General features: G+C 47.8%; 20 protein-coding genes. 18 read left to right on the plus strand and 2 right to left on the minus strand.

Going from position 1 to position 23163, the window contains the following annotated elements; genetic code table 11:
* The first annotated feature begins 8 nt into the window (after nt 1-8).
* Genes hydA through RTR76_RS17850 form a run of 3 tightly spaced genes read left to right on the plus strand, consistent with a single transcriptional unit; the run spans nt 9 to nt 4671 of the window.
* Nucleotides 9-1400 carry a dihydropyrimidinase gene (gene hydA, locus RTR76_RS17840; protein ID WP_312523342.1) on the plus strand — a complete coding sequence of 464 codons (1392 nt, stop codon included), beginning with the start codon at nt 9-11 and terminating at the stop codon, nt 1398-1400.
* A 13-nt stretch (nt 1401-1413) separates the two neighbouring features.
* The gene (xdh, locus tag RTR76_RS17845) at nt 1414-3993 is read left to right on the plus strand and encodes a selenium-dependent xanthine dehydrogenase (protein ID WP_312523345.1); all 2580 of its coding nucleotides are present in this window, start codon (nt 1414-1416) and stop codon (nt 3991-3993) included.
* Nucleotides 3994-4014: 21 nt separating this feature from the next.
* Nucleotides 4015-4671, plus strand: a complete 657-nt coding sequence (locus RTR76_RS17850) for an RraA family protein (RefSeq protein ID WP_312523347.1) — start codon at nt 4015-4017, stop codon at nt 4669-4671.
* Between the two features lie 66 nt (nt 4672-4737).
* Here RTR76_RS17850 and RTR76_RS17855 read toward each other — a convergent pair whose 3' ends face one another.
* Complete coding sequence (locus RTR76_RS17855; protein WP_312523350.1) at nt 4738-5622, minus strand: MurR/RpiR family transcriptional regulator; 885 nt, start codon at nt 5620-5622, stop codon at nt 4738-4740.
* Between the two features lie 244 nt (nt 5623-5866).
* Between RTR76_RS17855 and RTR76_RS17860 the strand changes: the two genes are divergently transcribed.
* From RTR76_RS17860 to RTR76_RS17880, 5 genes are all read left to right on the plus strand, one after another.
* Complete coding sequence (locus RTR76_RS17860; protein WP_312523352.1) at nt 5867-7234, plus strand: sodium/glutamate symporter; 1368 nt, start codon at nt 5867-5869, stop codon at nt 7232-7234.
* A 45-nt stretch (nt 7235-7279) separates the two neighbouring features.
* On the plus strand, nt 7280-8407 hold the full coding sequence (locus tag RTR76_RS17865) for an alanine dehydrogenase (protein ID WP_312523354.1): 1128 nt from the start codon (nt 7280-7282) through the stop codon (nt 8405-8407).
* Nucleotides 8408-8483: 76 nt separating this feature from the next.
* Nucleotides 8484-9140, plus strand: a complete 657-nt coding sequence (locus RTR76_RS17870; RefSeq protein WP_312523356.1) for a Crp/Fnr family transcriptional regulator — start codon at nt 8484-8486, stop codon at nt 9138-9140.
* 109 nt (nt 9141-9249) lie between these two features.
* Nucleotides 9250-11211 carry an anaerobic carbon-monoxide dehydrogenase catalytic subunit gene (gene cooS / locus RTR76_RS17875; RefSeq protein ID WP_312523358.1) on the plus strand — a complete coding sequence of 654 codons (1962 nt, stop codon included), beginning with the start codon at nt 9250-9252 and terminating at the stop codon, nt 11209-11211.
* Nucleotides 11201-11992 (plus strand): AAA family ATPase, encoded by a 792-nt coding sequence (locus RTR76_RS17880; RefSeq protein WP_312523360.1) that lies wholly within the window; start codon nt 11201-11203, stop codon nt 11990-11992. Before cooS ends, RTR76_RS17880 begins: the two co-directional genes overlap by 11 nt.
* Nucleotides 11993-12033: 41 nt before the next feature.
* On the opposite strand, the gene queG is transcribed toward RTR76_RS17880, so the two are convergent.
* Complete coding sequence (queG, locus tag RTR76_RS17885) at nt 12034-12957, minus strand: tRNA epoxyqueuosine(34) reductase QueG (protein ID WP_312523367.1); 924 nt, start codon at nt 12955-12957, stop codon at nt 12034-12036.
* A 228-nt stretch (nt 12958-13185) separates the two neighbouring features.
* Here queG and RTR76_RS17890 point away from each other — a divergent pair, with 228 nt between their 5' ends.
* The 10 genes from RTR76_RS17890 (at nt 13186) to RTR76_RS17935 (ending at nt 23139) form a co-directional block, all read left to right on the plus strand.
* Nucleotides 13186-13983 (plus strand): FAD binding domain-containing protein, encoded by a 798-nt coding sequence (locus RTR76_RS17890; protein WP_312523371.1) that lies wholly within the window; start codon nt 13186-13188, stop codon nt 13981-13983.
* Complete coding sequence (locus RTR76_RS17895; RefSeq protein WP_312523374.1) at nt 13974-14423, plus strand: 2Fe-2S iron-sulfur cluster-binding protein; 450 nt, start codon at nt 13974-13976, stop codon at nt 14421-14423. Before RTR76_RS17890 ends, RTR76_RS17895 begins: the two co-directional genes overlap by 10 nt.
* 1 nt (nt 14424) lies before the next feature.
* The gene (locus RTR76_RS17900) at nt 14425-16707 is read left to right on the plus strand and encodes a molybdopterin cofactor-binding domain-containing protein (RefSeq protein ID WP_312523376.1); all 2283 of its coding nucleotides are present in this window, start codon (nt 14425-14427) and stop codon (nt 16705-16707) included.
* Between the two features lie 14 nt (nt 16708-16721).
* Complete coding sequence (locus RTR76_RS17905) at nt 16722-18050, plus strand: nucleobase:cation symporter-2 family protein (RefSeq protein ID WP_312523378.1); 1329 nt, start codon at nt 16722-16724, stop codon at nt 18048-18050.
* Nucleotides 18051-18450: 400 nt separating this feature from the next.
* On the plus strand, nt 18451-19206 hold the full coding sequence (gene yqeC / locus RTR76_RS17910) for a selenium cofactor biosynthesis protein YqeC (protein ID WP_312523380.1): 756 nt from the start codon (nt 18451-18453) through the stop codon (nt 19204-19206).
* Nucleotides 19203-19811, plus strand: a complete 609-nt coding sequence (locus RTR76_RS17915; RefSeq protein ID WP_312523382.1) for a nucleotidyltransferase family protein — start codon at nt 19203-19205, stop codon at nt 19809-19811. The genes yqeC and RTR76_RS17915 overlap by 4 nt, the downstream gene beginning before the upstream one ends.
* Nucleotides 19812-19840: 29 nt before the next feature.
* Nucleotides 19841-21199: an 8-oxoguanine deaminase gene (locus RTR76_RS17920; protein ID WP_312523384.1), complete on the plus strand. Its 1359-nt coding sequence runs from the start codon at nt 19841-19843 to the stop codon at nt 21197-21199.
* Nucleotides 21200-21263: 64 nt separating this feature from the next.
* On the plus strand, nt 21264-22070 hold the full coding sequence (gene yqeB, locus RTR76_RS17925) for a selenium-dependent molybdenum cofactor biosynthesis protein YqeB (RefSeq protein WP_312523386.1): 807 nt from the start codon (nt 21264-21266) through the stop codon (nt 22068-22070).
* On the plus strand, nt 22057-22821 hold the full coding sequence (locus tag RTR76_RS17930; RefSeq protein ID WP_312523392.1) for an XdhC family protein: 765 nt from the start codon (nt 22057-22059) through the stop codon (nt 22819-22821). The genes yqeB and RTR76_RS17930 overlap by 14 nt, the downstream gene beginning before the upstream one ends.
* A 6-nt stretch (nt 22822-22827) precedes the next feature.
* Complete coding sequence (locus tag RTR76_RS17935; protein ID WP_312523396.1) at nt 22828-23139, plus strand: XdhC family protein; 312 nt, start codon at nt 22828-22830, stop codon at nt 23137-23139.
* Nucleotides 23140-23163: the final 24 nt, after the last annotated feature.

Consider the following 23163-nt stretch of genomic DNA (forward strand, 5'->3'; position numbering starts at 1 on the left):
TGAAAACCATGGGCATTTTATTAACAGGCGGTACGGTTGTTACTGCCGCTGATACGTATTACGCTGATGTACGCCTGGAAGGGGAACAAATAACCGCTATTGGTCATCACATTGCCCAACCGGGTGATGAAGTGGTCGATGTTGCCGGCTGTTACCTTTTTCCTGGCGGCATTGATCCGCACACTCATTTTGACCTGCCCATTGGTACCATGCGTACAGCCGACAGCTTTACCAGCGGCAGTAAGGCGGCACTTATCGGGGGAACAACTACGATAATTGATTATGCCACACAGTTTAAAGGTGAGTCCCTTGGGAAGGGCTTAAGCAATTGGCAAAGCTTAGCGCAGGGAAATTGCTATACCGATTTTGGCTTTCACATGGCAATTACAGATTGGAATGAGGCAATTGCCCGGCAAATGAAAGTACTGGTTGAGGAGCAGGGGATATCTTCTTTTAAATTGTATATGGCCTACAAAAATGTCCTGCAAGTTGATGATGGTGCATTATTAGCAGCATTTCAGCAAGCTGCCAAATGTGGAGCAATTCTGTGCCTCCATTGCGAGAATGGAGATGTTATTGATACATTAGTGCGCCAAGCTGTAAGCCAGGGCCAGACAGCGCCCCGCTATCATGCTGCTTCCCGTCCTGCCCTTGTAGAAGAAGAGGCAACAAAGAGAGCGATTCTGCTTGCCAGGATGGCGGGCGCGCCCTTATACGTTGTCCATCTTACCTGCGCCGGTGCATTGGCAGCAGTGGAGGAAGCGAAACGTCAAGGGCAGCCAGTATATGCTGAGACTTGCCCGCAATACTTACTGCTCGATGAGAGTTATTATAATCAGAATGGCTTTGAAGGAGCCAAATATGTAATTTCGCCGCCGCTAAGGAGCAAGGATAATCAGCCTGTTCTTTGGCAAGGGTTGACAAATCATATGCTTGATACGGTGGCAACTGATCATTGTTCGTTTAATTTTACGGGCCAGAAAGAATTGGGCCTACATGACTTTAGCAAAATTCCCAACGGCATGGCGGGAGTGGAAACCAGGCTGAGCCTGCTATACACCTATGGAGTTACCGGTGGACGAATAAATCTGAATCAGTTTGTGGCGCTTACCGCCACAAATGCGGCCAAGGTTTTTGGCCTCTATCCCCGGAAAGGAACAATTGCTGTAGGAAGTGATGCTGACATTACTGTATGGGATCCCTGCTATGAAGGCATTATTTCGGCTCAAACTCAAGCACAGCGTGTAGACTATTCGCCGTTTGAAGGCTTTGTTCAAAAAGGACGGGCGAAATATGTTTATTTACGGGGGCATTTAGCAGCTTGCGAAGGCCAATTGATCGCTTCTCAGGCTGACGGCCAATATCTGCAGCGCAGCCCATTTCGAACAGGAATATTGTAAAGCAAATAAGGGGGTGATTCCTATAGCTACTTTTTTTGTAAATACACAAGAGATTCGTACAACAAAAGATACCAAGAAATTGCTGGACTTTCTGCGCGACGATCTGCGGCTGACCTCTGCTAAGGACGGTTGCAGTGCAGGAGCCTGCGGTACTTGTACAGTGCTAATAGATGGAAAAGCAACTCGGGCTTGCCTCTTCACGTTGGGGAAGCTTGAGGGCAAGAAGATTATTACTGCAGAAGGGTTGTCTGTAAGGGAGAAAGAGGTCTATGCGTATTGCTTTGCTGACGCCGGTGCGGTACAGTGCGGCTTCTGTATACCAGGTATGGTAATGAGTGCAAAAGGCCTCTTAAGTACCAATCTTACTCCGACCAGGGAAGAAATTAAAAAGGCGCTGCGTGGCAATATCTGCCGCTGTACTGGCTATGTGAAGATTGAAGATGCTGTTTTGTTGGCAGCAGAATTTTTTCGGGAAAATAAAGAAATTCCTGCTCCGGTGTTTACAGGAAAGCTGGGTGAAAATGTTTTTCGCGTCGACGCGGTAGAAAAAACGTTGGGAACCGGTATATATGTAGATGATATGGTTGTGGAAGGGATGTTGTATGGGAAAGCACTGCGCACAAAATATCCAAGAGCGCTGGTGAAAGCGATTCGCACTGAACAGGCCCAAGCACATCCCGATGCAGTGAGGATTATTACGGCGGAAGATATTCCTGGTCAGGTAAAGTGCGGTCATCTTGTACAGGATTGGGATACGCTGATTGCAGTTGGACTGGAAACCCGGTATGTAGGAGATTCGGTGGCTATTGCGGTCACCCGCACTCAAGAAACACTTGATGAAGTGCTAAGCCTGATTGAGGTAGACTATGAAGAACTGCCTCCGGTTACATCGCCGGAGCAGGGGCTTGCTGCGGATGCTCCGCTGATTCATGCCCAGGGCAATTTGCTTAGGGAAGAAATCTTAAACCGCGGCAATGCCGATGCAGCGATCAGCAAAGCAAAGCACGTTGTTAGCGAGCATTATTCCATGCCTTTTACGGAGCATGCTTTTATGGAGCCTGAATGTGCTCTGGCGATGCCGGAAGGGGATGATGGTGTTCTTGTGTATTCCGGCGGACAGAGTGTGTATGATGAACAGCATGAAATCTCCAGGCTTTTAGGCCTGCGCGACGAAAAGGTGCACGTGCATTCTTGTCTGGTAGGCGGCGGTTTTGGAGGAAAAGAGGATATGAGCGTGCAGCATCATGCTGCATTAGCTGCCTGGCTGATCAAGAAACCGGTTAAAATTAAATTCTCCCGCCAAGAAAGTATTCTTATCCATCCTAAGCGTCATGCCATGGAAATAGACTGTACAGTAGGCTGCGATGAAAACGGTAAGATTCTGGGAGCCAAATTTAATATACTGTCTGATTGCGGTGCCTATGCTTCTCTTGCCGGTCCTGTACTGCAGAGAGCGTGTACTCATGCAGGCGGGCCATATAATTTTCAAGACTTTCATGTTGTTGGCCGAACGGTATACACCAATAACCCACCAGGAGGAGCCTTTCGGGGCTTTGGCGTTACCCAGTCTGCCTTTGCGATGGAAAGTAGTCTGAATTTGCTGGCTGACAAGGTTGGAATCTCTCCCTGGGAAATTCGCTATCGCAATGCTGTCCGCACCGGTCAAATACTGCCTAACGGTCAGATTGCCGATGAGACTACCGGTATTGCCAACTGCCTTGAAGCGGTAAAAGAAGTGTATGAAAAAGCACCCTATGCCGGTATTGCCTCCTGCTTTAAAAATGCCGGTCTTGGAGTAGGCATTCCTGATACCAGCCGGTGCAAGGTTTCAATTGAAAAAGGAATTGCCCATGTTCGCTCCAGTGCAGCCTGCATTGGCCAGGGAATGGCTACTATTATTTTGCAAATGTTTTGTGAGACCTCGGGAATAACACCGGAAAAGGTGCTTGTAGAGCCTCCTGATACGTTTCGCACACCAAATGCGGGAACAACTACTGCCTCCCGCCAAACGCTGGTAACAGGCGAAGCGGTGACAAGAGTTGCACGACTGATAAAAGCAGAGCTGTCGCAGGGGAAAACTCTTGAGGAGTTGGATGGGCGGGAGTTTTATGCGGAGTATATGACAGATACAGACCCAATGAGAAGCGATAAAGAATTTCCTGTAAGCCATGTCGCCTACGGTTATGCTGCGCAGGTTGTCGAACTGGATGAGCAGGGAAAAGTGATAAGAGTTACTGTTGCCCAGGATCTGGGGAAGGTTGTCAATCCGAAGTCGGCGGAAGGGCAGATTGAAGGTGGGGTAGTGATGGGTCTGGGATATGGCCTGACAGAGGATTATCCCTTAGTCGGCGGCTACCCTCAGGCAAAATATGGGACGCTCGGCTTATTCCGCGCAACGGAAGCTCCGCAGATCGATGTTATTATGCTGACAACAGGGCAATATGGAAGATTTGCCAACGGCGCCAAAGGGGTAGGGGAACTGGCTACTGTTCCCACTGCTCCGGCCTGCCAGGGAGCGTATTACAAATTAGATGGAGTATTTCGTACAAAGCTGCCGCTTGAGAATACTTTTTACCGTAAAGGCAAGAAATAGAGGTTAAGGAGCATGGGACCCATGTGGAAAAATGAGAACGAAATGTTTGCTCTTATGAAAGAAAAGCTCTATACGCCGGTAGTTGGCGATATTTTGGATGTGATGGGATTTACCCATCAGTTTATGCCTCCTTATATTCGTCCACTGCAAAACGATATGAAGCTGGCGGGCAAGGCTTGCACCGTGCTGGAGCATGATGTATTCGGCCCGCAGAAAAAGCCTTTTGGCCTGTTGACTGAGGCACTGGATCAATTGCAGAAAAATGAAATCTTTGTAGCTACAGGTGCGCACAACAGTGCCCTTTGGGGAGAACTGTTAACTGCTACGGCCAGAATGCGCGGCGCAGCAGGAGCTGTTCTTGACGGCTGGCACCGGGATACTCCGCAGGTGCTCGCTCAGAACTGGCCGGTATTCAGTCAAGGCTGCTGGGCGCAGGATTCCAGTATCCGCACCAATGTAGTAGATTTTCGTTGTCCCATTGAAATCGGTCAAGTGACCATCCAGAATGGCGATATCATTTTTGGTGATATTGATGGGGTGGTAGTTATTCCTCAGGCCGCAGCCGATGAGGTAATAGAACGTTCGCTGGCAAAGGCTGCCGGGGAAAAACTTGTACGCAAGGCAATCGAGGCAGGCATGAGTGCTACCGAGGCTTTTGCCAAGTTTGGGATTCTGTAAGGAAGCCTTTATCATACAGAGGGAATACAGCGCAAGGCACTTCACGTAAATGTGAAGTGCCTTTATTTATTTCCAATAATATTGTTTTTCTTTTGCGAGTGCTTCAAAGCGTTTGATCCTATCCAGCGATTGATCATGAAATTTGTTTATATATTCAACGATCATGGTGTTGATGACAACGGCAGCTGCTCCCATTGAATCGGTAAAGGCTACCGAGTGAGCGGGAGCATAGATTACATAATCCGCAAAAGGGACAAGGGGTGACAATTCATCATTTGTTATCGCAATAACAGGCCAGTTAAGAGCTTTCAAATGTTCGACGATTTCCATTGTCCTTGCCGGATAGCGGGGATAGCCAAATACAATAACAGCAGCCTCTTTGTCCAGCCAGGGCAGGATGGCGTCGAAAGTATGCACTCCTCCGGCATTGATGGTAATTACTTCCTTAGCCAAGGCCCGAACCAGCATGTAGCTGCAGTAATCACTTAATGCTGCGGAGGAGCGCAGCCCCAGGACAATTACCCGTTCGGTCCTGCCCAGCAAATCAATCACACTGGACATAACCTCCGGTGAGAATTTTGCAATCAGCTCATTAAAATTTCGCTCTTCCGCCTTGATAATATCCATGAGTATGTCGGGGCCTCTGCGGCCTTCTTTAACTACTATTTCCGCATATTTGGTCATGGTCATTTCATTGCGGATAATTTGTTTCATGTTCTCTGAGAAATCCGTAAAACCTTTATAGCCCAGGTAACGTACAAAGCGAATAACAGAGACTTCTGAGGTATCAACCTCCATGGCCCATTGCTGGGCTTTCATAAAGGCTACATCAACAAAATTAGTAAGAACAAAGTTTGCTAGTTTTCTATATACGCTGGTGAAGCCTTCCTGCTTAGACTGGATAAGCTGGATAAATGCATCTTTGTCTGTCACTGTTACAGCTTGTTTCATTCTTTTTGGGCACCTGCGCTTTCGTTGAAACTTTCTCCTGCTTCATTATAAGAGCCCCATTCTCCAGTTAGAACATTGAATGTAGTTATAACTACAAAAATAGTATTAATGTATAAATGACAACATTCATATACTTTGTAAAGCGCTATACAATTTCAGTGCAGAGGGGGAGATGAACAGTCTGAGAAATAGAAATGGAATCGTTGAATGGAGGGGCAGTCCATAAAAGGAGGAGGCGAAAAGTATGTCATACAACGTATACAGCCTGCTGATGGATCTGGCTTTTGCCAGCGGCTTTATTTTAGTTGGTCAGTTGCTGCGGGCTAAGGTTAGGATTTTTCAGGAATTTTTTATGCCGGCAAGTCTAATTGCCGGACTGCTGGGTTTTATTTGTGGACCTAGCGTTTTGAATCTGGTTCCTTTTTCTAATCAGGTAGGCTCTTATTCGGGTTTATTAATTATTATTGTATTTGTTTCGATGGGAATTCGCGGCCTAAATATGTCAACTAAAGGCTGGAAGGAAGATGTAGAGCGTATCGGAAGCTACCTGTGCTTTCGTGAATCCTCTTACATGCTGCAATATACGCTGCCAATTCTATTTTCGCTGTATGTGTTGAGTCAGGTTTTTTCAGACTTGCATCCCGGCTTTGGTTTTCTGCTCGGGGCCGGTTGGGCAGGTGGACCTGGTACTGCTGCTGCGATAGGCTCTACTTTTGCCAAATACGGCTGGGCAGATGCAACCGACTTAGGCATCACTTCCGCTACGGTGGGGATATTAACTGGTATTTTCGGCGGTATGCTGCTAATTAAGTGGGCGACGAAAAAGGGAATTACCAACTACATCACCGATTTTGGCGATCTCCCAAAAGAACTGCAGACTGGCTTGATTCCGGCAGAGAAAAGAGAGAGCATGGGCCAGGAAACCATTTCAGAAATTAGTCTGGATTCCTTGGCCTGGCATATGTCCTTTTTACTGCTCCCTGCCGGGCTGGGATACATGCTGGCCGGTTATATTTCAAAGCTGTATGATCTGGGAATTCCGTCGTTTTCCTGTGCTTTTTTAGTCGCTCTGCTATTTTCTATACTTCTGGAGAAAGTGGGAGCTAAAAAGTACATTGATTATAAGGTAACATCAAGCATTGCAGGTTGTGCTTCGGATTATTTGATCTTTTTTGGTGTTACGGCAATCAAGCTATCCATCATTATTAAATATGCATGGCCATTGGCTACTTTACTGTTATTTGGCATGGTATTGATTATTGGCTCTTTTTTATTCCTCGCTCCCCGAATGAACAATAAAGACTGGTTCGAGCGGGGGATGTTTGTATTTGGTTATTTGACCGGAGTGTATGCAAACAGCTTTATCCTGTCCAGAATTGTTGATCCTGACAGAAAGTCGAAAACCTTTGAGGATACTGCTATCTGTGCACCGCTGACGTCGCCTATAGATATTATGGTAATCACATTTGGTCCGATTCTATTATCCACCGGGCAGATCGGAACATTTTTAGGTTTTGCTTTTGCGTACTTGTTGTTCTTTCTGATTCTTGCCAGGGTAATGAAATGGTGGTATGCCAATCAGCCCTTGATTCGTAAAGGAGTAGGCCAATAGTGCCGTAAACCAGCAGGGCGAATAACAAAAAGAGGGGGAGGAACAATGATACTGGGTGTGTTAAAGGAAAACAAGCATGGTGAGGCGCGCGTTATCATGACTCCTGCAGGCGTGTCCGAATTCTGCCGCAATGGGCATACGGTATTGGTTCAAAAAGATGCCGGCACATTAGCTGGTTTCTCCAATAAAGAATACGTTAGTGCCGGTGCCCAGATACGGGAAACCATGGAAGAAATATATGGAGAAAGTGAAATCGTAGCAAAAGTGAAAGAGCTATTTCCGGAAGAATATTCGCTGATTCGGGAAAACCAAATCATGCTTGCCTGCTTTCATCCTGCCGCCAACCGGGAGGAAGTAGACGCCATGCTGGCTGGAAAAATGATCGGCTTTGCAGCGGAGGACAGCCACCGGTACGGTTCTCCTAACTGTGAGGTTGCCGGGAAACTGGGAGCTATTATGGGCGCAGTCTGTTTAACGACGTTGTATGGAGGCAGTGGAAAACTCATAGGCGGTATCGGTGGTGCGCCCGGCATTAATGCTATCGTGCTGGGAGCGGGAGTTGTTGGCAAAGGCGCTGTTGATATTCTGGCATCGCTTGGTGCCAAAGTCACGCTCATGGATATTAATATCGGGGTATTGCGCCAATGTGGTGATATTTTCCCGAAAAACGTACACACCGCTTTTTCTAATTCCCAAAACATAGCCGACTTGCTGCCAACTACTGATTTGATTATTAATTGTGTCAAATGGCCCAAGCACAGGAAGGATCATTTGATAACCCGGAATATGCTCAAATTGATGCAAAAGGGTTCAGTGATCGTGGACATTAGTGCCGATGTCGGCGGTGCTGTCGAGACATACCGGCCTACTAGCCATGATGAGCCTACGTATATTGTTGATGGAGTTGTTCATTATGGGGTTGATAATATTCCCGGTGCGGTTCCTCATACTACGTCCTGTGCCTATGCCGCAGTCGTTCTGCCCCACCTGCTTGCCATTGCAAACAGCGGCGTAAAAGAGGCCTGCAGAAGAGATGCCTATTTGCGGCGCAGTCTGGTTACCTACAAGGGCGTATTAGCCCATGCTGAGACAGCACTGATCCAAAATCGGGAACATCAAAGCCCGGAGGAGATACTTGGCCTGACCCTGTGTGAAAATCTGGACCGTATATGACGGAATAATTCTTTTATCTTACGTATTGCGCCACGGGCTTGTATAATAGAAGGGAAGCAGAGTAGCAGGAGGGCCTATGCGTAGGATAGCAGAATTTCAGGATAGTCCACTATTTGCCGAGATTGACGGTAATAAACTAGAAAGCCATCTGATTAATTGTTCCCGGAAGACGTTCCGGAAAAGGGAGACGGTATTTCATCCGGGTGAGCATAACCAATTCATTTATTTTCTTGCCCGCGGCAGGATGAGGGTTTATGTTATTCATCCTGACGGACAGGAGTTTACTGTTACTGTACTGGAGCAGGGAGATGTTTTCAGTGGGCATACACGAACATTTGGCAAAGCCCTGGAAGAGTGTGAAGTAATCTTTGTACCGATTCAGTCCTTTCGCTCCCTGGTGCTGGAAGTACCGGCCCTAAGCTTTCGCTTAGCAGGAGTGTTAGGTGATTCGCTGAAGAACACCTTTAATATTATCGAAAAGCTGGCCTTTAAAGATGTGAGTGAAAGACTGCGTCAGTTTCTGATTGAAACAGCTGAACAGCGCGGCAATCAAATTGCTGAAGGAGTAAGTGTGGATTTGGGATTTAATTATCAGGAAATTGCCACACTAGTGGGCTGCTCCCGCCAAACGGTCAGTGCTTTTTTTAATGGATTACAAAAGCAGGGGATTATCCAAATAGACAAAAAGATTGTTATACTTAAAGATTTGGCAGGAGTAAAACGAAATATTTAAATGACGGAAAATTTGAAAAATGTCTGCTTGCCGACAGTATTCCTGTTAAGCCGGTGATAAAGTAATAGTAAGTCATTACTATTACTTTTTTATTTGAGGAGGGGATTATATGGCACTGCGGGAAGCTCAGGACATTAGTATTGATAGCGGTGTACAACAACTGGTAGAGAAAGCCCGGCAGGAGTCTGTGGAAACAGCTTTTGACCGTGCACAGAAGATGACGCCCGTATGTAGTTTTGGTTCTTCGGGAGTATGCTGCCGCCTTTGCCTGGAGGGGCCTTGCCGGATTCTGCCCAATGGGCGAGAGCCCCAGCGTGGAGTCTGCGGAGCGGATGTTCACACCATTGTGGCCCGCAATTTTTTAGCTGCCCTGGTCAGCGGTACCGCTCCACATGCCGAGCACGGGCGGGAGGTTGCTCTTGCACTGCTGGCAACAGCCGAAGGGAAAACTCCCTTTACGATTAAAGGAATCGATAAGCTGCTGGTAATAGCCGGTGAACTAGGAATTGCCACCGAAAACAGAGAGACCTCTGAAATAGCAAGGGAAGTAGCTCTTAAGGCCTTGGAAGATTTTCAGAAGCAGCAAGGTGCAATGAACTGGGTGAACATCAGAGCGCAGGGAAAGACGCGAGAAACGTGGGATAAGCTGGGGTTAACACCCGTTAATGCGCATTTGGAAATCTCCCGGGCCGTAACGAGAGGAGCTATGGGCTGCGATGCCGATCCACTCAATCTCCTGCTTGGTGCTATTACAATGGGGTTAGTTGACGGTTTTGCCGGTCTTCATTTATCTTCTGACTTGCAGGATATTCTTTTTGGTACGCCAAGGGCTGTTAAATCTAACTATTGTATGGGTGTCCTGCAGTCGCAAATGGTGAATATTGCCGTCCATGGTCATGTGCCAATGTTATCGGAGAAGATCGTCGAATGGGCAGGCAAGTTAAACGGGGAAGCCGAAAAAGTGGGAGCCGAAGGAATTAATGTTGTTGGTGTCTGCTGTACAGGCAACGAGCTGCTTATGCGCCTGGGCGTGCCGGTAGCCTCCAGCTTTTCTTCGCAGGAATTGGTTATCGTCACTGGCGCTGTAGAAGCGATGGTTGTTGATATTCAGTGTATTATGCCAGGGATTCAAAAGGTAGCCGAATGCTATCATACGAAGATTATTACGACCATGGGAGATGTGAAAATTCCCGGCGCTACTCATGTGGAGTTTCATCCAGAGACGGCCGATCATGCTGCCGAGCAAATTGTCCGCCTTGCTGTTCAAAATTATACTCGTCGTGATGCAAGCCGGGTGGCGATTCCAGAAGAAACAGTTGAAGCCTATGCCGGTTTTTCTGTAGAACAAATCCTGGAAGTATTGGCGAAGCTCGACAGCGAGCAGCCTTTAAAGCCATTGGTCGATGCCATTGCAAGCGGGGCTGTCCGGGGAGTAGCTGCACTTGTGGGCTGTACCAATCCCCGGGAAAAGCAAGACTTCGGCAATGTCACGGTGGCAAAAGAATTGATGCGCAATAATGTTCTGGTGGTCACTACCGGCTGTGCTGCTCACTCGCTGGGAAAACACGGCTTAATGAACATAAGCGGCCTGGATTACTGCGGAGAGGAACTGCGAAATGTGTTGATCGCTCTTGGTAAAGCAGCGGGGCTGCCTGCATTGCCGCCTGCTCTGCACATGGGAAGCTGTGTAGATAATTCCCGCCCTGCCAACCTGCTGAAGGCAGTGGCAGACTACCTGGGCGTAGCAATCCGTCAGCTGCCCGTAGTAGGAAGCTGTCCGGAAACGCATAGTCCGAAAGCGATGTCTATCGGTACTTACTTTATCGCCTGTGGAGTCGATGTGCATGTCGGCGTAAATCCGCAGATAGGTGGATCGAATTTTGTCTCCGCTGTGTTGTGCAATGACCGCTCAGCCGGTAGTGTAACTACAGATGAAGTATTTGGCGGCAAATTGATTTATCAGCCTGATCCGGTTAAAGCTGCACAAGAACTACTGGACCGCATCGATCAAAAAAGATCGGAGCTGGGCTTGCCTGTTCCACAAAGAGAGGGGATTCATTATGCCGGTTAAAGGATTAAAAATTGCAGTCAGCGGTAAAGGTGGTGTAGGCAAAACCACAATAGCAAGTATCTTATGCCGTCTGCTTGCGGAAAAGGGTGTTCAGGTGCTTGCCGTGGATGCCGATCCTGATGCAAATCTCGGGATGGCGCTAGGCTATACTGCAGCTGAATTGGCCCAGGCACGAACAATTGCCCATGATAAAGCGCTGATCAAGGCGCGAACGGGGGCTGAGCCAGGAGAGCCAGGCCAATGGTTTACCCTCAATCCCCGGGTTAGCGATATACCAGAGCAGTATATCGTCAGCCATCACGGAGTACGGCTGCTGCAAATGGGCAATATGAGCAAAGGCGGCTCAGGCTGTGCCTGCGCTGAAAACACGCTGCTTAAAACCTTGCTTAATCACCTGATGGTAGAGCGGGATGAAGCGATTATTGTGGATATGGAAGCTGGTGTTGAGCATTTGGGACGTGGTACGGCGCAGGCTGTGGATGCTTTTATTGTTGTCGTAGAGCCGGGGCAGCGCAGTATGGCAACAGCCCGGACAGTTGCCAGGCTGGCAGCAGATTTGGGTATTGAGCGGGTATACGCTGTTGCCAATAAAGTGGCACCTGACCATGTAGCAGCTCTGAAAGAAGAACTGCTGCCAATGCCGCTAATTGCTGCTATTGGCTATGCCCCATCCGCTGTTCAGGCTGATTTTCAAGGCAAGACACCCTATGAGCTTTGTCCTGAGATTGTGGCAGAAGTACAAAAAGCGCTGGATTATATTGAAGCTGTGCTGGAAAAATAAAAAACAGGGGCAGGTAATGTATGTTACTTGTCCCTGTTTTACTATTTTTGTTTCGACGACAAGAGCAGCGAACGTTGACCAGCGGTAATGTTCAAATTGCGCAGCAGTATCTGCTTGCCCCGCCAGCTAAAGGCACGATCACCAAACAAGCGGCGAAACTCTTTATTTGATAATGGTATAAGCTCGTCCTCGCGGACTGCAGGCAGAAGGTCATTTTGAAATTCTATTAGAGGAGTCACGGCAATATTCCGGTTATGGGGACAGACATCCTGACAGATATCGCAGCCAAAAACCAAGGGGGTTTTGCCGATGATGGCTACTTCAGCAGGCGATAAGGCTGCTTTTTTTTGTGTCAAATAGGATTTGCAGCCCCGGGGATCAATCGTAAAATCACCCAGAATAATTTGACCGGGGCAGGCAGCCTGGCAGCGTCCGCATTGCAGGCAGACGCGGTTAAGAGGCATGTCCGGTGTAAACGGAACATTCGTCAGCAAATAACCGATAAAGAAATAAGAGCCATACTTATCCGTAATTAGGCAGCTGTTTATGCCATAAAAGCCAAGTCCTGCAAGGTAAGCAAGATAACGGTCGGCTAACGGACCGGTATCGGCAAAGGCCTGGCTTTGAAAATCAGGCAGAAGTGACTGAAGGTAAGTCTGAATCTGGGCTAATTTCTCTTTAATTATCAAATGGTAGTCCCGGGAATAGGTGTACTTGGATACATTAGCCGCTTTTTGCTGGCCGATATAATAAGGAAAAAGGCATACAATTATCGACTGCACGTCCGCCATAATCAGCTGGGGTGTTGTACGTTTTAGTATGTCTGTTTCATCGAACTCGATGGAGTGTCCCTGGTCTATTCTCTTTTGCAGTCTATCCGCGAGCTCGGGATAAGGTCCGGGCGGGGCAATGCCGACACAATCCAAGCCAAGGGATAGGCAGTATTGTTTTATTAATTGTTTCATGAAATACTCCGGTTGTGTGTTTCTTACTTCTATAATAAGGCTTTAGCGGCGGCTAAGCAAATTACTTAAAAAACAGGGCGATTGTTTAATAATTCCATGTTTCTATCCTCGTTAATATGTAAATTAATACTACTTATAAAAATGATTAGTAATATTAATTTTACTTATTAATAGTAGTTATGCTACAATCCAAACGTGACATAACAGAGAGCCTCAAGGAGGAGTAAGATGTTTACACTGCTTAACCTAGCACAACCAACTTCATTAGATGAAGCTTATCAGATTTTAAGTGCTCAGCGGAATAATGCCGTACTGGGAGGCTGTGCTTTTTTGCGGCTGGGATCGCGGCGTATTTCCACAGCAGTTGATTTGTCAAAATTAGATTTAGCTTATATACGGGAAAATGCAGAAGAAATTGAAATAGGGGCAATGGCTACTTTCAGAGATGTAGAAACCAGCCCTATATTGCAGAATCATTTTAACGGTGTAGTAGCAAAAGCGGTCAGTCATGTAATCGGTGTCCAATTCCGCAATATTGTAACCGTTGGCGCATCCGTTTTTTCTAAATATGGTTTCTCTGATTTACTGCCCCCTTTGTTGGCATTAGATACGGATGTCCAATTGTGCATGGGCGGGCGTCTGCCGTTGGCAGCTTTTTTAAAAAATCCGTATAAAAAGGATATCTTAACAAAAGTCATTATTAAAAAGAACAACCGTAAAGCAGCCTATCAGCAATTGCGCAATTCAAGCAGTGACTTTCCTCTGCTGAATGCAGCTGTTTCAGAGCTGAACGGCAATTGGCGGATTGTTGTCGGCGCAAGGCCGGGACGGGCAAAATTTGCCCGCAGGGCTGCCGAAGTACTAACTGCCGGTGGGCTTACGCCGGAAAATATCGATTTTGCTGCCAATGTTGCTGCAGAAGAGTTGCGTTTTGAGACGAATACACGGGCTACTGCCCAATACCGCAAAGCTGTTTGTCAGGCATTGGTACGGCGGGCAGTCTTGGAGGTAGAAGCATGCAAATAACGGTGACAATTAATGAGAAAAAGGGTACCTATAATATTGCCGCTGATGATATATTAGCTGATACACTGCGGTCACAAGGCTATATGAGTATTCGCAAAGGCTGTGATACGTCATGCTGTGGTCTGTGTACGGTATGGATTGATGGAAAACCGGCATTATCCTGTACTGTGCCTGCTTTTCGGGTCGATGGCAAAACGCTTGTTACAATCGAAGGCGTTCAGCAGGAGGCAGAAGAGTTTGCCCAAATTCTTGCAAAGGAAGGCGCAGAACAGTGCGGCTTCTGCAGTCCCGGCTTCATTATGACGGTGCTGGCAATGAAGCGCGAATTAACAAATCCGACGGAAGATGAGATTATTCACTACCTTACGGGCAATTTGTGCCGGTGTACTGGTTATATGGGGCAGCTTAGGGCAATTAAAAAGTATCTGGGGGTAGCCTGATATGAATATGATAGGTAAGAGCGTCCCAAAGCTGGATGCATTGCCCATTGCCACGGGCAAGCCTGTTTATACAGAAGATTTGATTACCAAAGATGCCTTGATTATTAAAATATTGCGCAGTCCCCATGCTTTCGCCCGCATTACGGCAATTGATACTACTCATGCTCTCAAACTGCCTGGGGTCGAGTGCATTCTCACTCATAAAGATGTACCTAATGTGCGGTTTACGTTGGCTGGACAGTCTTATCCGGAGCCTTCTCCTTATGACCGGATGATACTGGACCCCATTGTCCGTTATGTCGGAGATGAAGTGGCGATCATTGCCGCTGTTGATGAAAAAACAGCACTTAAAGCAATGAAATTAATCAAAGTGAGCTACGAAATTTTTGAGCCTGTGCTGGATTTCGAAACAGCAACCGGACATACATCTGTTGTCCATCCGGAAGATGATTTGCATTGCAATTTTCCTATTGGCATGGATAAAGACAAAAATATTACCTGTACCCATCATGTCGAGTTCGGAGATATTGAAGCTGAACTGGCCAAGTGTGATGCTGTGGTGGAAGAAACGTATTATACCCAGGCCCAGGCTCATGCCATGATGGAAACGTATCGTTCGTTCAGCTATCTTGACCATATGGGAAGACTGGTTGTTATCACTTCTACCCAGATTCCCTTTCATGTCAGACGGCAGCTGGCCAGAGCGCTGCAAATGCCTGCCAGCAGAATCCGGGTTATTAAACCGCGGATCGGCGGCGGCTTCGGGGGCAAGCAGACGGGAGCAGTTGAAATATTCTCTGCTATTGTGACAATGAAAACAGGGAAACCAGCCCTCATTGTGTATGACCGCACGGAGACCTTCAGCTGTACGACCAGCCGTCATGCCATGCGTCTCACTGTACGCTTAGGTGCCGATAAAGAGGGCTTTATCCGTGTTATTGATATACAGGGCTTATCAGATACAGGGGCATATGGCGAGCATGCGTCAACTACTTTTTCGTTAGTCGGGCTGAAGACCCTGCCTTTATATAATAAAACTACTGCTGTCCGGTTTACGGGCCACGTGGTTTATACCAATAAGATGCCTGGCGGGGCTTTGCGCGGCTATGGTGCTACGCAGGGGATTTTCGCAGTTGAGTCAGCCGTTAATCTAATGGCTCGCAAGCTAAATGTGGACCCAGCAGAATTTAGACTCAAAAATCTGACCAAAGAAGGCGAAACCAGTCTATTCAATCAGGGGAAAATACTAGCAAGCTCCGCACTGCACCAGTGTATTGAGACTGGCAAAAAAATGATTGGCTGGGATGAGAAATATCCTGCCAAAGAGCTAGGCAGTAATAAAGTACGGGCAGTTGGCATGTCTGTTACGATGCAGGGCTCGGGAATTGCCGGGATCGATACGGCCTCAGCTGAAGTACGGCTGAATGATGACGGAAACTATACGCTGCTTGTTGGTTCAACCGATATGGGAACAGGCAGTGATACCATTCTCGCGCAAATGGCGGCAGAAGTGTTAAAGACTTCACTGGATACTATCATTGTACATGCTGCTGATACGGATATATCCCCCTATGATCCCGGCTCATATGCCTCTAGCACCACCTATGTAACCGGCATGGCTGTTGTCCGGGCAGCGGAGGATCTGAAAAATAAGATACTCGAGCAAGCTGCGGCATTTCTGGAAATTGACCGGGAGCAGATGCAATTTGACGGAGAAGTGCTTACAACAATAGACGGTGCAAAAACGGTTACACTGGCTAAACTGGCCGAGACACTGGTGCTGGGTTCGGGGCGGCAGTTAACAGGTCAAGCCACTTATGGCAGCCCGGTATCGCCGCCTCCGTTTATTGCTGGTTTTGTGGAAATCGAGCTTGATAAGGAAACCGGCAAGATTGAGCTTATGGACTATGTAGCGGTTGTCGATTGCGGTACGGTCATTAATCCCAATCTGGCCCGCATTCAGGTTGAAGGCGGTATTGTTCAGGGGATCGGCATGGCACTGTATGAAGATGTTCGTTATAGTGCCAAAGGGCGGATGGAAACAAGTAACTTTATGCAATATAAGATTCCCTGCCGTAAGGATATCGGCAGAGTCCGGGTTGCTTTTGAAGAAAGCTATGAACCAACGGGACCGTTCGGTGCAAAATCAGTAGGCGAAGTAGTCATTAATACGCCTCAGCCAGCTATTGCCCATGCTGTTTATAATGCTGTAGGCGTTAGAATTACCAGTCTTCCGATTACGTCCGAGAAAATACTGACTGCAATGCAGGCAATAAAACATTAAAGGAGAAATCAGCAATGCAAAAATTACACCCTGTTGATGAAATGCTGCCCTTAGGAAAGCTGTTCACCTATGGATTACAACACGTTCTGGCGATGTACGCCGGAGCTGTGGCTGTACCGCTTATTATTGCCAATGCGCTGGGATTATCAAAAGAGCAATTAATTTATCTCATTAATGCCGATTTATTTACCTGCGGTATTGCAACAATTATTCAGACGATCGGTTTTTGGAATATGGGTGTTAAAATTCCAATTATTCAAGGTGTAACATTTGCTGCGGTTACTCCGATGATTATTATCGGCAAAACGCATGGACTAACGGGGATTTACGGATCTATTATCGTAGCCGGATTGGTTACGTATCTGGTCAGTCCTTATTTCAGCCGCTTAATTCGCTTTTTCCCACCAGTGGTAACGGGAACAATCATTACGATTATCGGTGTTACCCTGATGCCGGTAGCGGTACGCTGGGCAGGCGGCGGCAACCCTGCTGCCAAGGATTTCGCCAGTGCTCCTTATATCCTGCTTGCCTTTATTACCCTCATCCTGGTATTATTCTTTTATCGTTTTTTTACCGGCTTCTTAAGCAATATCGCCGTATTACTAGGGTTGATTGCAGGTACTGTTATTGCCGGCGTGTTTGGAATGGTTAATTTTTCTCAGGTAGCTACTGCCGGCTGGATTGGCGTAACGACTCCATTTGCTTTTGGTCTGCCTACTTTCGATTTGGCCTCTATTGCAGCGATGGTGCTGGTTATGCTGGTCGTTATGACCGAGACAACCGGTGACTGTATCGCGGTTGGTGAAATTATTGATAAACCCATTACCCAACAGGACTTGACCCGCTGTTTGCGGGCAGATGGATTCTCCACTATTTTGGGTGGTATTTTAAATAGTTTCCCTTATACTGCTTTTGCTCAAAATGTTGGTTTAGTTGGCCTGACCCGTGTGAAAAGCCGGTTTGTCGTGGCTGCAGCCGGTGTAATTCTGGTTGTTCTTGGTCTTTTCCCCAAGCTTGCGGCAGTGATTGCAGCTATTCCTGTAGCAGTTCTTGGCGGTGCCGGTATTGCTATGTTCGGCATGGTAGCGGCAAGCGGAATCAAGACGTTGTCCCGTGTCCAGTTTGACGGTACTAATAATATTATGGTAGTTGCAGTGAGTATGGGAATTGGGATGATCACACTGGCAGTACCGAATTTCTATCACAATTTCCCTAGCTGGGCCCAGGTTATTCTGCACAGCGGCATAACTGCAGGCAGTGTGGCGGCAATTGTCCTTAATGTTGTTTTGAATGGTACAGAAAAGACTGCTGAGATCAAAGTAGATCAAAATCATTATCTATAATTGAGGGTAATTTCTTTACACTTAGTGTTGGATAGGGAATAATAGAAGAAGAGAAACAAAACGACAACCGTATAGAAAGCGGTTGTCGTTTCAGCATGTAGGCAAATGGCTTACGTTGAGAAAGAGAACGGGTTCTACTTTTGTCATCGAAACAAAAGTAGCAAAAATTCTAGGCCTGGTCTTCCAAAAGACTTGGCAACGATCCGGCTTACTAAAATCCGTAAAACTCGCTGCGCTCAGACAGAACGGATTTCTTAACGTAAGCCGGATCGTTGCCATCCTGCGGACCGTCTTTTTCCAGAAAGGCCGGAAAGAACGAGGGACGGGGGCCTCTTACAGTTTGCAACTAGATTTAGCATCCTGCGGACATTACTGAAATTGACATGAGTGAGGTGATACCGTGAATCTATGGGAGGCTATATCAATCGAGCAGCCGGGGATTCTTGCCTGTACCGGTGCAGGCGGAAAAACTTCTTTGCTACAGACTTTGGCGAAAGAGGGGAGTTCGTGTTATTTCCCGGTAATACTAAGTACGACAACTAAGATGTTTTTTCATCAGATAGAGAAGTTTATGCCCATTATTTCCAATGATTATGAGATAGGGGCAAGCCGTATTGCTGCGCAGCTGGCAACTGGAACAAGCGCTGCATGGGTAAACTCCCGCGAAGGGGATAAATGTTTGGGCGTACCCGCTTTATGGCTTGACAGGCTGGCAGCAGCTAACCCCTCTAGTCAGCTGCTGGTAGAAGCTGACGGAGCCCGCAGCAGGCTGATAAAGGCTCCCGCTGCTTATGAACCGGTTATACCTTTCTCAACGACTATCACAGCAGGAGTCTTAAATCTGCAGGCTCTGGGGCAGCCTTTGGATGAGAGGGTCGCTCACCGTCCGGAGCTGATTAGTTCGCTTTTGAATAAGTCATTGGGAGAGAAACTGGAGGCTCTTGATTTTGCTGCTATTGCATTACATGAGCAGGGGATTTTTAAGACCAGCCGGGGCAGGAAAGTGTTCCTGCTGACTGGTGCAGATGCTGCCAGTCCTGATCAAATAGCGGCTATTATACAAGGTTTGCGGCGAAAACCGGCAGATATCTACCGCTGTATTCTTACCGAAGGCTATGGTGAAAATATGCGGCCGCTGGAGGTATATGACTTATGATGCCACGCATAGGAGCTGTCATTCTGGCAGCAGGCGCAGCCAGCCGTATGGGACGGCAGAAACTGCTGCTGCCGCTGGGGGACAAGCCGGTATTAGCCCATGTTTTGGCTGTTGTCAGTCAAATACCATTCGCAGACAGGCTTATGATTATCGGCGAGCCGCAGCAGGAGTTGGCTGCGCTTGGCAGTCAATATGGCATTCGTTCTGTTTATAATCCTGACCGGATCAGTGGACAGGCCACTTCTATTGCAAAAGCAATTTCCCATTTAGACGGTGAAGTTGACGGAGTACTGTTTCTGCCGGGAGATCAGCCGCTGATTACGGCTGATCTGGTGCAGGCACTGCTTAGCTGTTTCGGTGAGAATGCAAATAACCGGCGGATTGTGGTACCCTTTCACAAGGGGCAGTATCGCAGTCCCGTATTGTTTGGTGCTGCGTGGCTGAAAGAGTTAGCTGCCCTTTCCGGTGACAAAGGCGGGAGGGAGATAATCCGCAATCATTCGGAAGTAATAGCTGCCGTTGAATGGTTTGAAGAAGCTTCTTTCCGTGATGCAGATACATGGGATGATTATCTTGAATTGGTACAATACTTGCATAAGTATTAGCAAGTATTGTGTGGAAGGAGGTTAATTGCTTGGCAAGTATACTGATTAAGAATGCACAGGCCATTATCACCGTCAATAACCAGGATCAAGTCCTTGAAAGGCAGAATATTTTTATCAAGGATAACCGCATTGCAGCAATCGATAACGAGGAGCGGGATGCCGATACTATTATCGATGCCACGCACATGCTTGTTTATCCCGGTTTAGTGAATACCCATCATCATTTATATCAGACATTTACCCGCAATTTGCCGCAGGTACAGAAGCTGGAGTTGTTTGACTGGCTGCGGACGCTGTATGCTGTCTGGCGAGGGTTGACGGAGGATATGATCTATTTCAGTTCGCTCACCGGCATGGGGGAATTGTTAAAATACGGCTGTACGACCTGTTTCGATCATCATTATGTTTTTCCTAAAGATAGGTCAGACCGGTTTATTGACAGGCAGTTTGAAGCAGCTGCCGCACTGGGCATCCGGTTTCATGCATCGCGGGGCAGTATGTCCCGGGGGAAGAGCGACGGCGGCTTGCCGCCAGACGAACTAGTGCAAAGTGTGGCTGATATTCTGTCTGACAGTGAGCGGTTGATTGATACCTATCATGATACAAGTCCATACTCGATGCGGCAGGTAGTGCTTGCGCCATGCTCACCATTTAGTGTTACTGCCGATCTGATGACAGAGACGGCCAAATTGGCGCGAGCCAGGCGGGTTCGGCTCCATACGCATTTGGCTGAGACGAATGATGAAGAGGCGTACTGCCTGCAAACCAGGGGGCTTAGGCCGTTAGCCTATATGGAGAGCCTTGGCTGGCTTGGTTCTGACGTGTGGTATGCTCATGGTATTCATTTCACTGAACAGGAACTGCGTACGCTGGCTGATATGCGTACTGGGGTAGCCCACTGTCCGGTATCCAATCAAAAGCTTTCCTCGGGAATTGCTCAACTGCCTCGTATGCTTGAGCTAGGTGTACCGGTTGGGCTGGCGGTGGATGGCAGTGCCAGCAATGATTGCTCCAATCTGCTTGGTGAGTTGCGCGCCTGTTATTTGATGCATAGACTTGCCGGCAGTGCCAAAGCACCCAGCGGTTATGAGCTGCTCAGGCTTGCCACCAGGGGCGGTGCTGCTTTGCTGGGACGGGAAGATATCGGCTCTATTGAAGTGGGCAAAGCGGCTGATTTATTTATGATTCGAACGAATCGCCTGGAGTTTGTGGGAACGCAGTTTGATGCAAAGTCGCTGCTTTGCACGGTCGGAGTGAACAGGCCAGTTGATTATACCATCGTGAACGGCAGGATTGTAGTGAAAGACGGGGAACTGTGTACCATAGATGAATCCCGAACAGTGCAGCAGGCAAATCAGCTTGTACAAACTTTGGTCAAAGGGAACTGAAACGTTACGCTGTCTCAATGTAGAAATATTTATCTCAATTTGATACCGGTTGACTGAGGTGTTTATGAATAATTTAGTAGTTATCAAAGGCGGTGGCGATTTAGCTACCGGTATTGCCCACCGTCTCCGCAAGAGCGGTATATATGTAGTGATTACAGAATTGGCGCAGCCAACGGTGATTCGCCGCTCCATCGCCTTTGCGCAGGCTGTATTTACCGGCGAAGCAGCGGTAGAAGGCATTACCGGGCGCCTCGTAAAGGCTGATGAAATCTGGCAGACTTTGGCTCAGGGCATTATCCCGGTAGTAATTGACCCAGAGGGAAAATGCATTGACAGGCTGAGGCCCTGGGGAGTAGTTGATGCCATCATTGCCAAAACCAATACAGGCACAGCTGAGGCGGATGCACCGGTTGTTATTGGTGTCGGTCCGGGTTTTACTGCCGGTCTGGACGTGCATGCTGTGGTCGAAACCGCGCGAGGGCATGATTTGGGTCGCGTGTATTATGAAGGTGCGGCACAGGCGGATACGGGTATTCCCGGTAATATAGGCGGTTATACGATTGAGAGACTGATAAAAGCTCCGGTTGATGGCATATTTAAGGGATTGAAGACTATTGGTGATACTGTAAAAGCGGGAGAACCAGTTGCCGAAGTAAATGAAATGGTTGTTTCGGCAGCTATTGACGGCGTATTGCGCGGATTGCTTCACGATGGCTTGCCGGTTTATCAGGGCATGAAAATTGGTGACATTGATCCCCGCTGCCGTCAGGAGCATTGTTTTACTATTTCCGATAAGGCCAGAGCGATCGGCGGAGGAGTGCTGGAGGCACTGCTTTGCCTAAAGGGGGAGAGGTTGCATGACCGGATTTGAACAATTGCTGGAACTTGCAAAACAAATGGGGCAGGCAGATATACTGACTATTGTGGAAGCACCAGCAGACAAAGATCCAAGCCTTTTGGGGCGAATGCTGATTATCCCTGCAGGTGAGCAGCCTGCGGAAGAACTGATTGATGCCAATTTTACCAGACTTGTCATGGAATTGATTCACAACACGGTTTGGCAGCAGGCTATAGTCATACCAATTGATTATGAGGGACACTACCGGTTATTATGGGACCGGCTGGTCACTCAGCCCCGTGCACTGGTATTGGGAGCCGGTCACATCAGCCAGCCGCTGGTGGGTTTGCTGGCGATGGTCGGCTATGCGGTAACGGTAGCAGATGACCGGCCCGAATTTGCAAATCAAAGGCGGTTTCCCGAAGCAGAACAGGTGATTTGCAATAACTTTGCGGCCGCACTTGCCGGTTTGGACCTTGACCATTATGAAGCGATTATCATTGTTACCCGGGGGCATCGCTATGACCTCGACTGTCTTAGAACGGTTCTAAAATGTCCTGCTCCTTATACCGGCATGATCGGCAGCCAGCGCAGAGTTAGCGGCATTAAGGAAATGATGACGGAAGAAGGGGTACCCTCTAAAATATTGGATCAATTGAAGGCGCCGATTGGCCTGGATATTGGTGCCCAGACGCCACAGGAAATTGCATTGAGCATTGTTGCTGAAATCGTTGCAGTAGTCCGCAAGGGCAGCTGCATGCCGCTTAGCAGTAAACGGAGGTGACTCAGTATGGATATAAATTTGCTTGAAGCAATTTGTGAGGTTCAACGTGTGAAAGGCAAGGCCGCGCTAGTGACCATTATTGATACCCGCGGCTCTACTCCGCGCAAAGCAGGCAGTAAGATGCTGGTTTATCCTGATGGGCGGATAACCGGCACTATTGGCGGCGGCTGTTCCGAATCGGAAGTGCGAATAAAGGCTTTGCAGGCTTTGGACGATACGCAGTCAGCTCTTTACCGGGTATCGATGCTGAACGATACTGCTGCCGAAGAAGGTATGGTGTGCGGCGGAATTATGGATGTATTTATTCAGGTAATATAAGAAAACCCGCTTGTGCGATTAAGT

The sequence above is a fragment of the Anaerospora sp. genome (assembly GCF_032013335.1).
GTDB lineage: Bacteria > Bacillota > Negativicutes > Sporomusales > DSM-15969 > Anaerospora.

Bases quoted from the DNA above. Each gene is read 5' to 3' on its own strand.
- hydA (WP_312523342.1), top strand. From the start codon at position 9: ATGGGCATTTTATTAACAGGCGGTACGGTTGTTACTGCCGCTGATACG.
- RTR76_RS17850 (WP_312523347.1), top strand. From the start codon at position 4,015: ATGTGGAAAAATGAGAACGAAATGTTTGCTCTTATGAAAGAAAAGCTC.
- RTR76_RS17855 (WP_312523350.1), bottom strand. From the start codon at position 5,622: ATGAAACAAGCTGTAACAGTGACAGACAAAGATGCATTTATCCAGCTT.
- RTR76_RS17860 (WP_312523352.1), top strand. From the start codon at position 5,867: ATGTCATACAACGTATACAGCCTGCTGATGGATCTGGCTTTTGCCAGC.
- RTR76_RS17865 (WP_312523354.1), top strand. From the start codon at position 7,280: ATGATACTGGGTGTGTTAAAGGAAAACAAGCATGGTGAGGCGCGCGTT.
- RTR76_RS17870 (WP_312523356.1), top strand. From the start codon at position 8,484: ATGCGTAGGATAGCAGAATTTCAGGATAGTCCACTATTTGCCGAGATT.
- cooS (WP_312523358.1), top strand. From the start codon at position 9,250: ATGGCACTGCGGGAAGCTCAGGACATTAGTATTGATAGCGGTGTACAA.
- RTR76_RS17880 (WP_312523360.1), top strand. From the start codon at position 11,201: ATGCCGGTTAAAGGATTAAAAATTGCAGTCAGCGGTAAAGGTGGTGTA.
- queG (WP_312523367.1), bottom strand. From the start codon at position 12,957: ATGAAACAATTAATAAAACAATACTGCCTATCCCTTGGCTTGGATTGT.
- RTR76_RS17890 (WP_312523371.1), top strand. From the start codon at position 13,186: ATGTTTACACTGCTTAACCTAGCACAACCAACTTCATTAGATGAAGCT.
- RTR76_RS17895 (WP_312523374.1), top strand. From the start codon at position 13,974: ATGCAAATAACGGTGACAATTAATGAGAAAAAGGGTACCTATAATATT.
- RTR76_RS17900 (WP_312523376.1), top strand. From the start codon at position 14,425: ATGAATATGATAGGTAAGAGCGTCCCAAAGCTGGATGCATTGCCCATT.
- RTR76_RS17905 (WP_312523378.1), top strand. From the start codon at position 16,722: ATGCAAAAATTACACCCTGTTGATGAAATGCTGCCCTTAGGAAAGCTG.
- RTR76_RS17915 (WP_312523382.1), top strand. From the start codon at position 19,203: ATGATGCCACGCATAGGAGCTGTCATTCTGGCAGCAGGCGCAGCCAGC.
- yqeB (WP_312523386.1), top strand. From the start codon at position 21,264: ATGAATAATTTAGTAGTTATCAAAGGCGGTGGCGATTTAGCTACCGGT.
- RTR76_RS17930 (WP_312523392.1), top strand. From the start codon at position 22,057: ATGACCGGATTTGAACAATTGCTGGAACTTGCAAAACAAATGGGGCAG.
- RTR76_RS17935 (WP_312523396.1), top strand. From the start codon at position 22,828: ATGGATATAAATTTGCTTGAAGCAATTTGTGAGGTTCAACGTGTGAAA.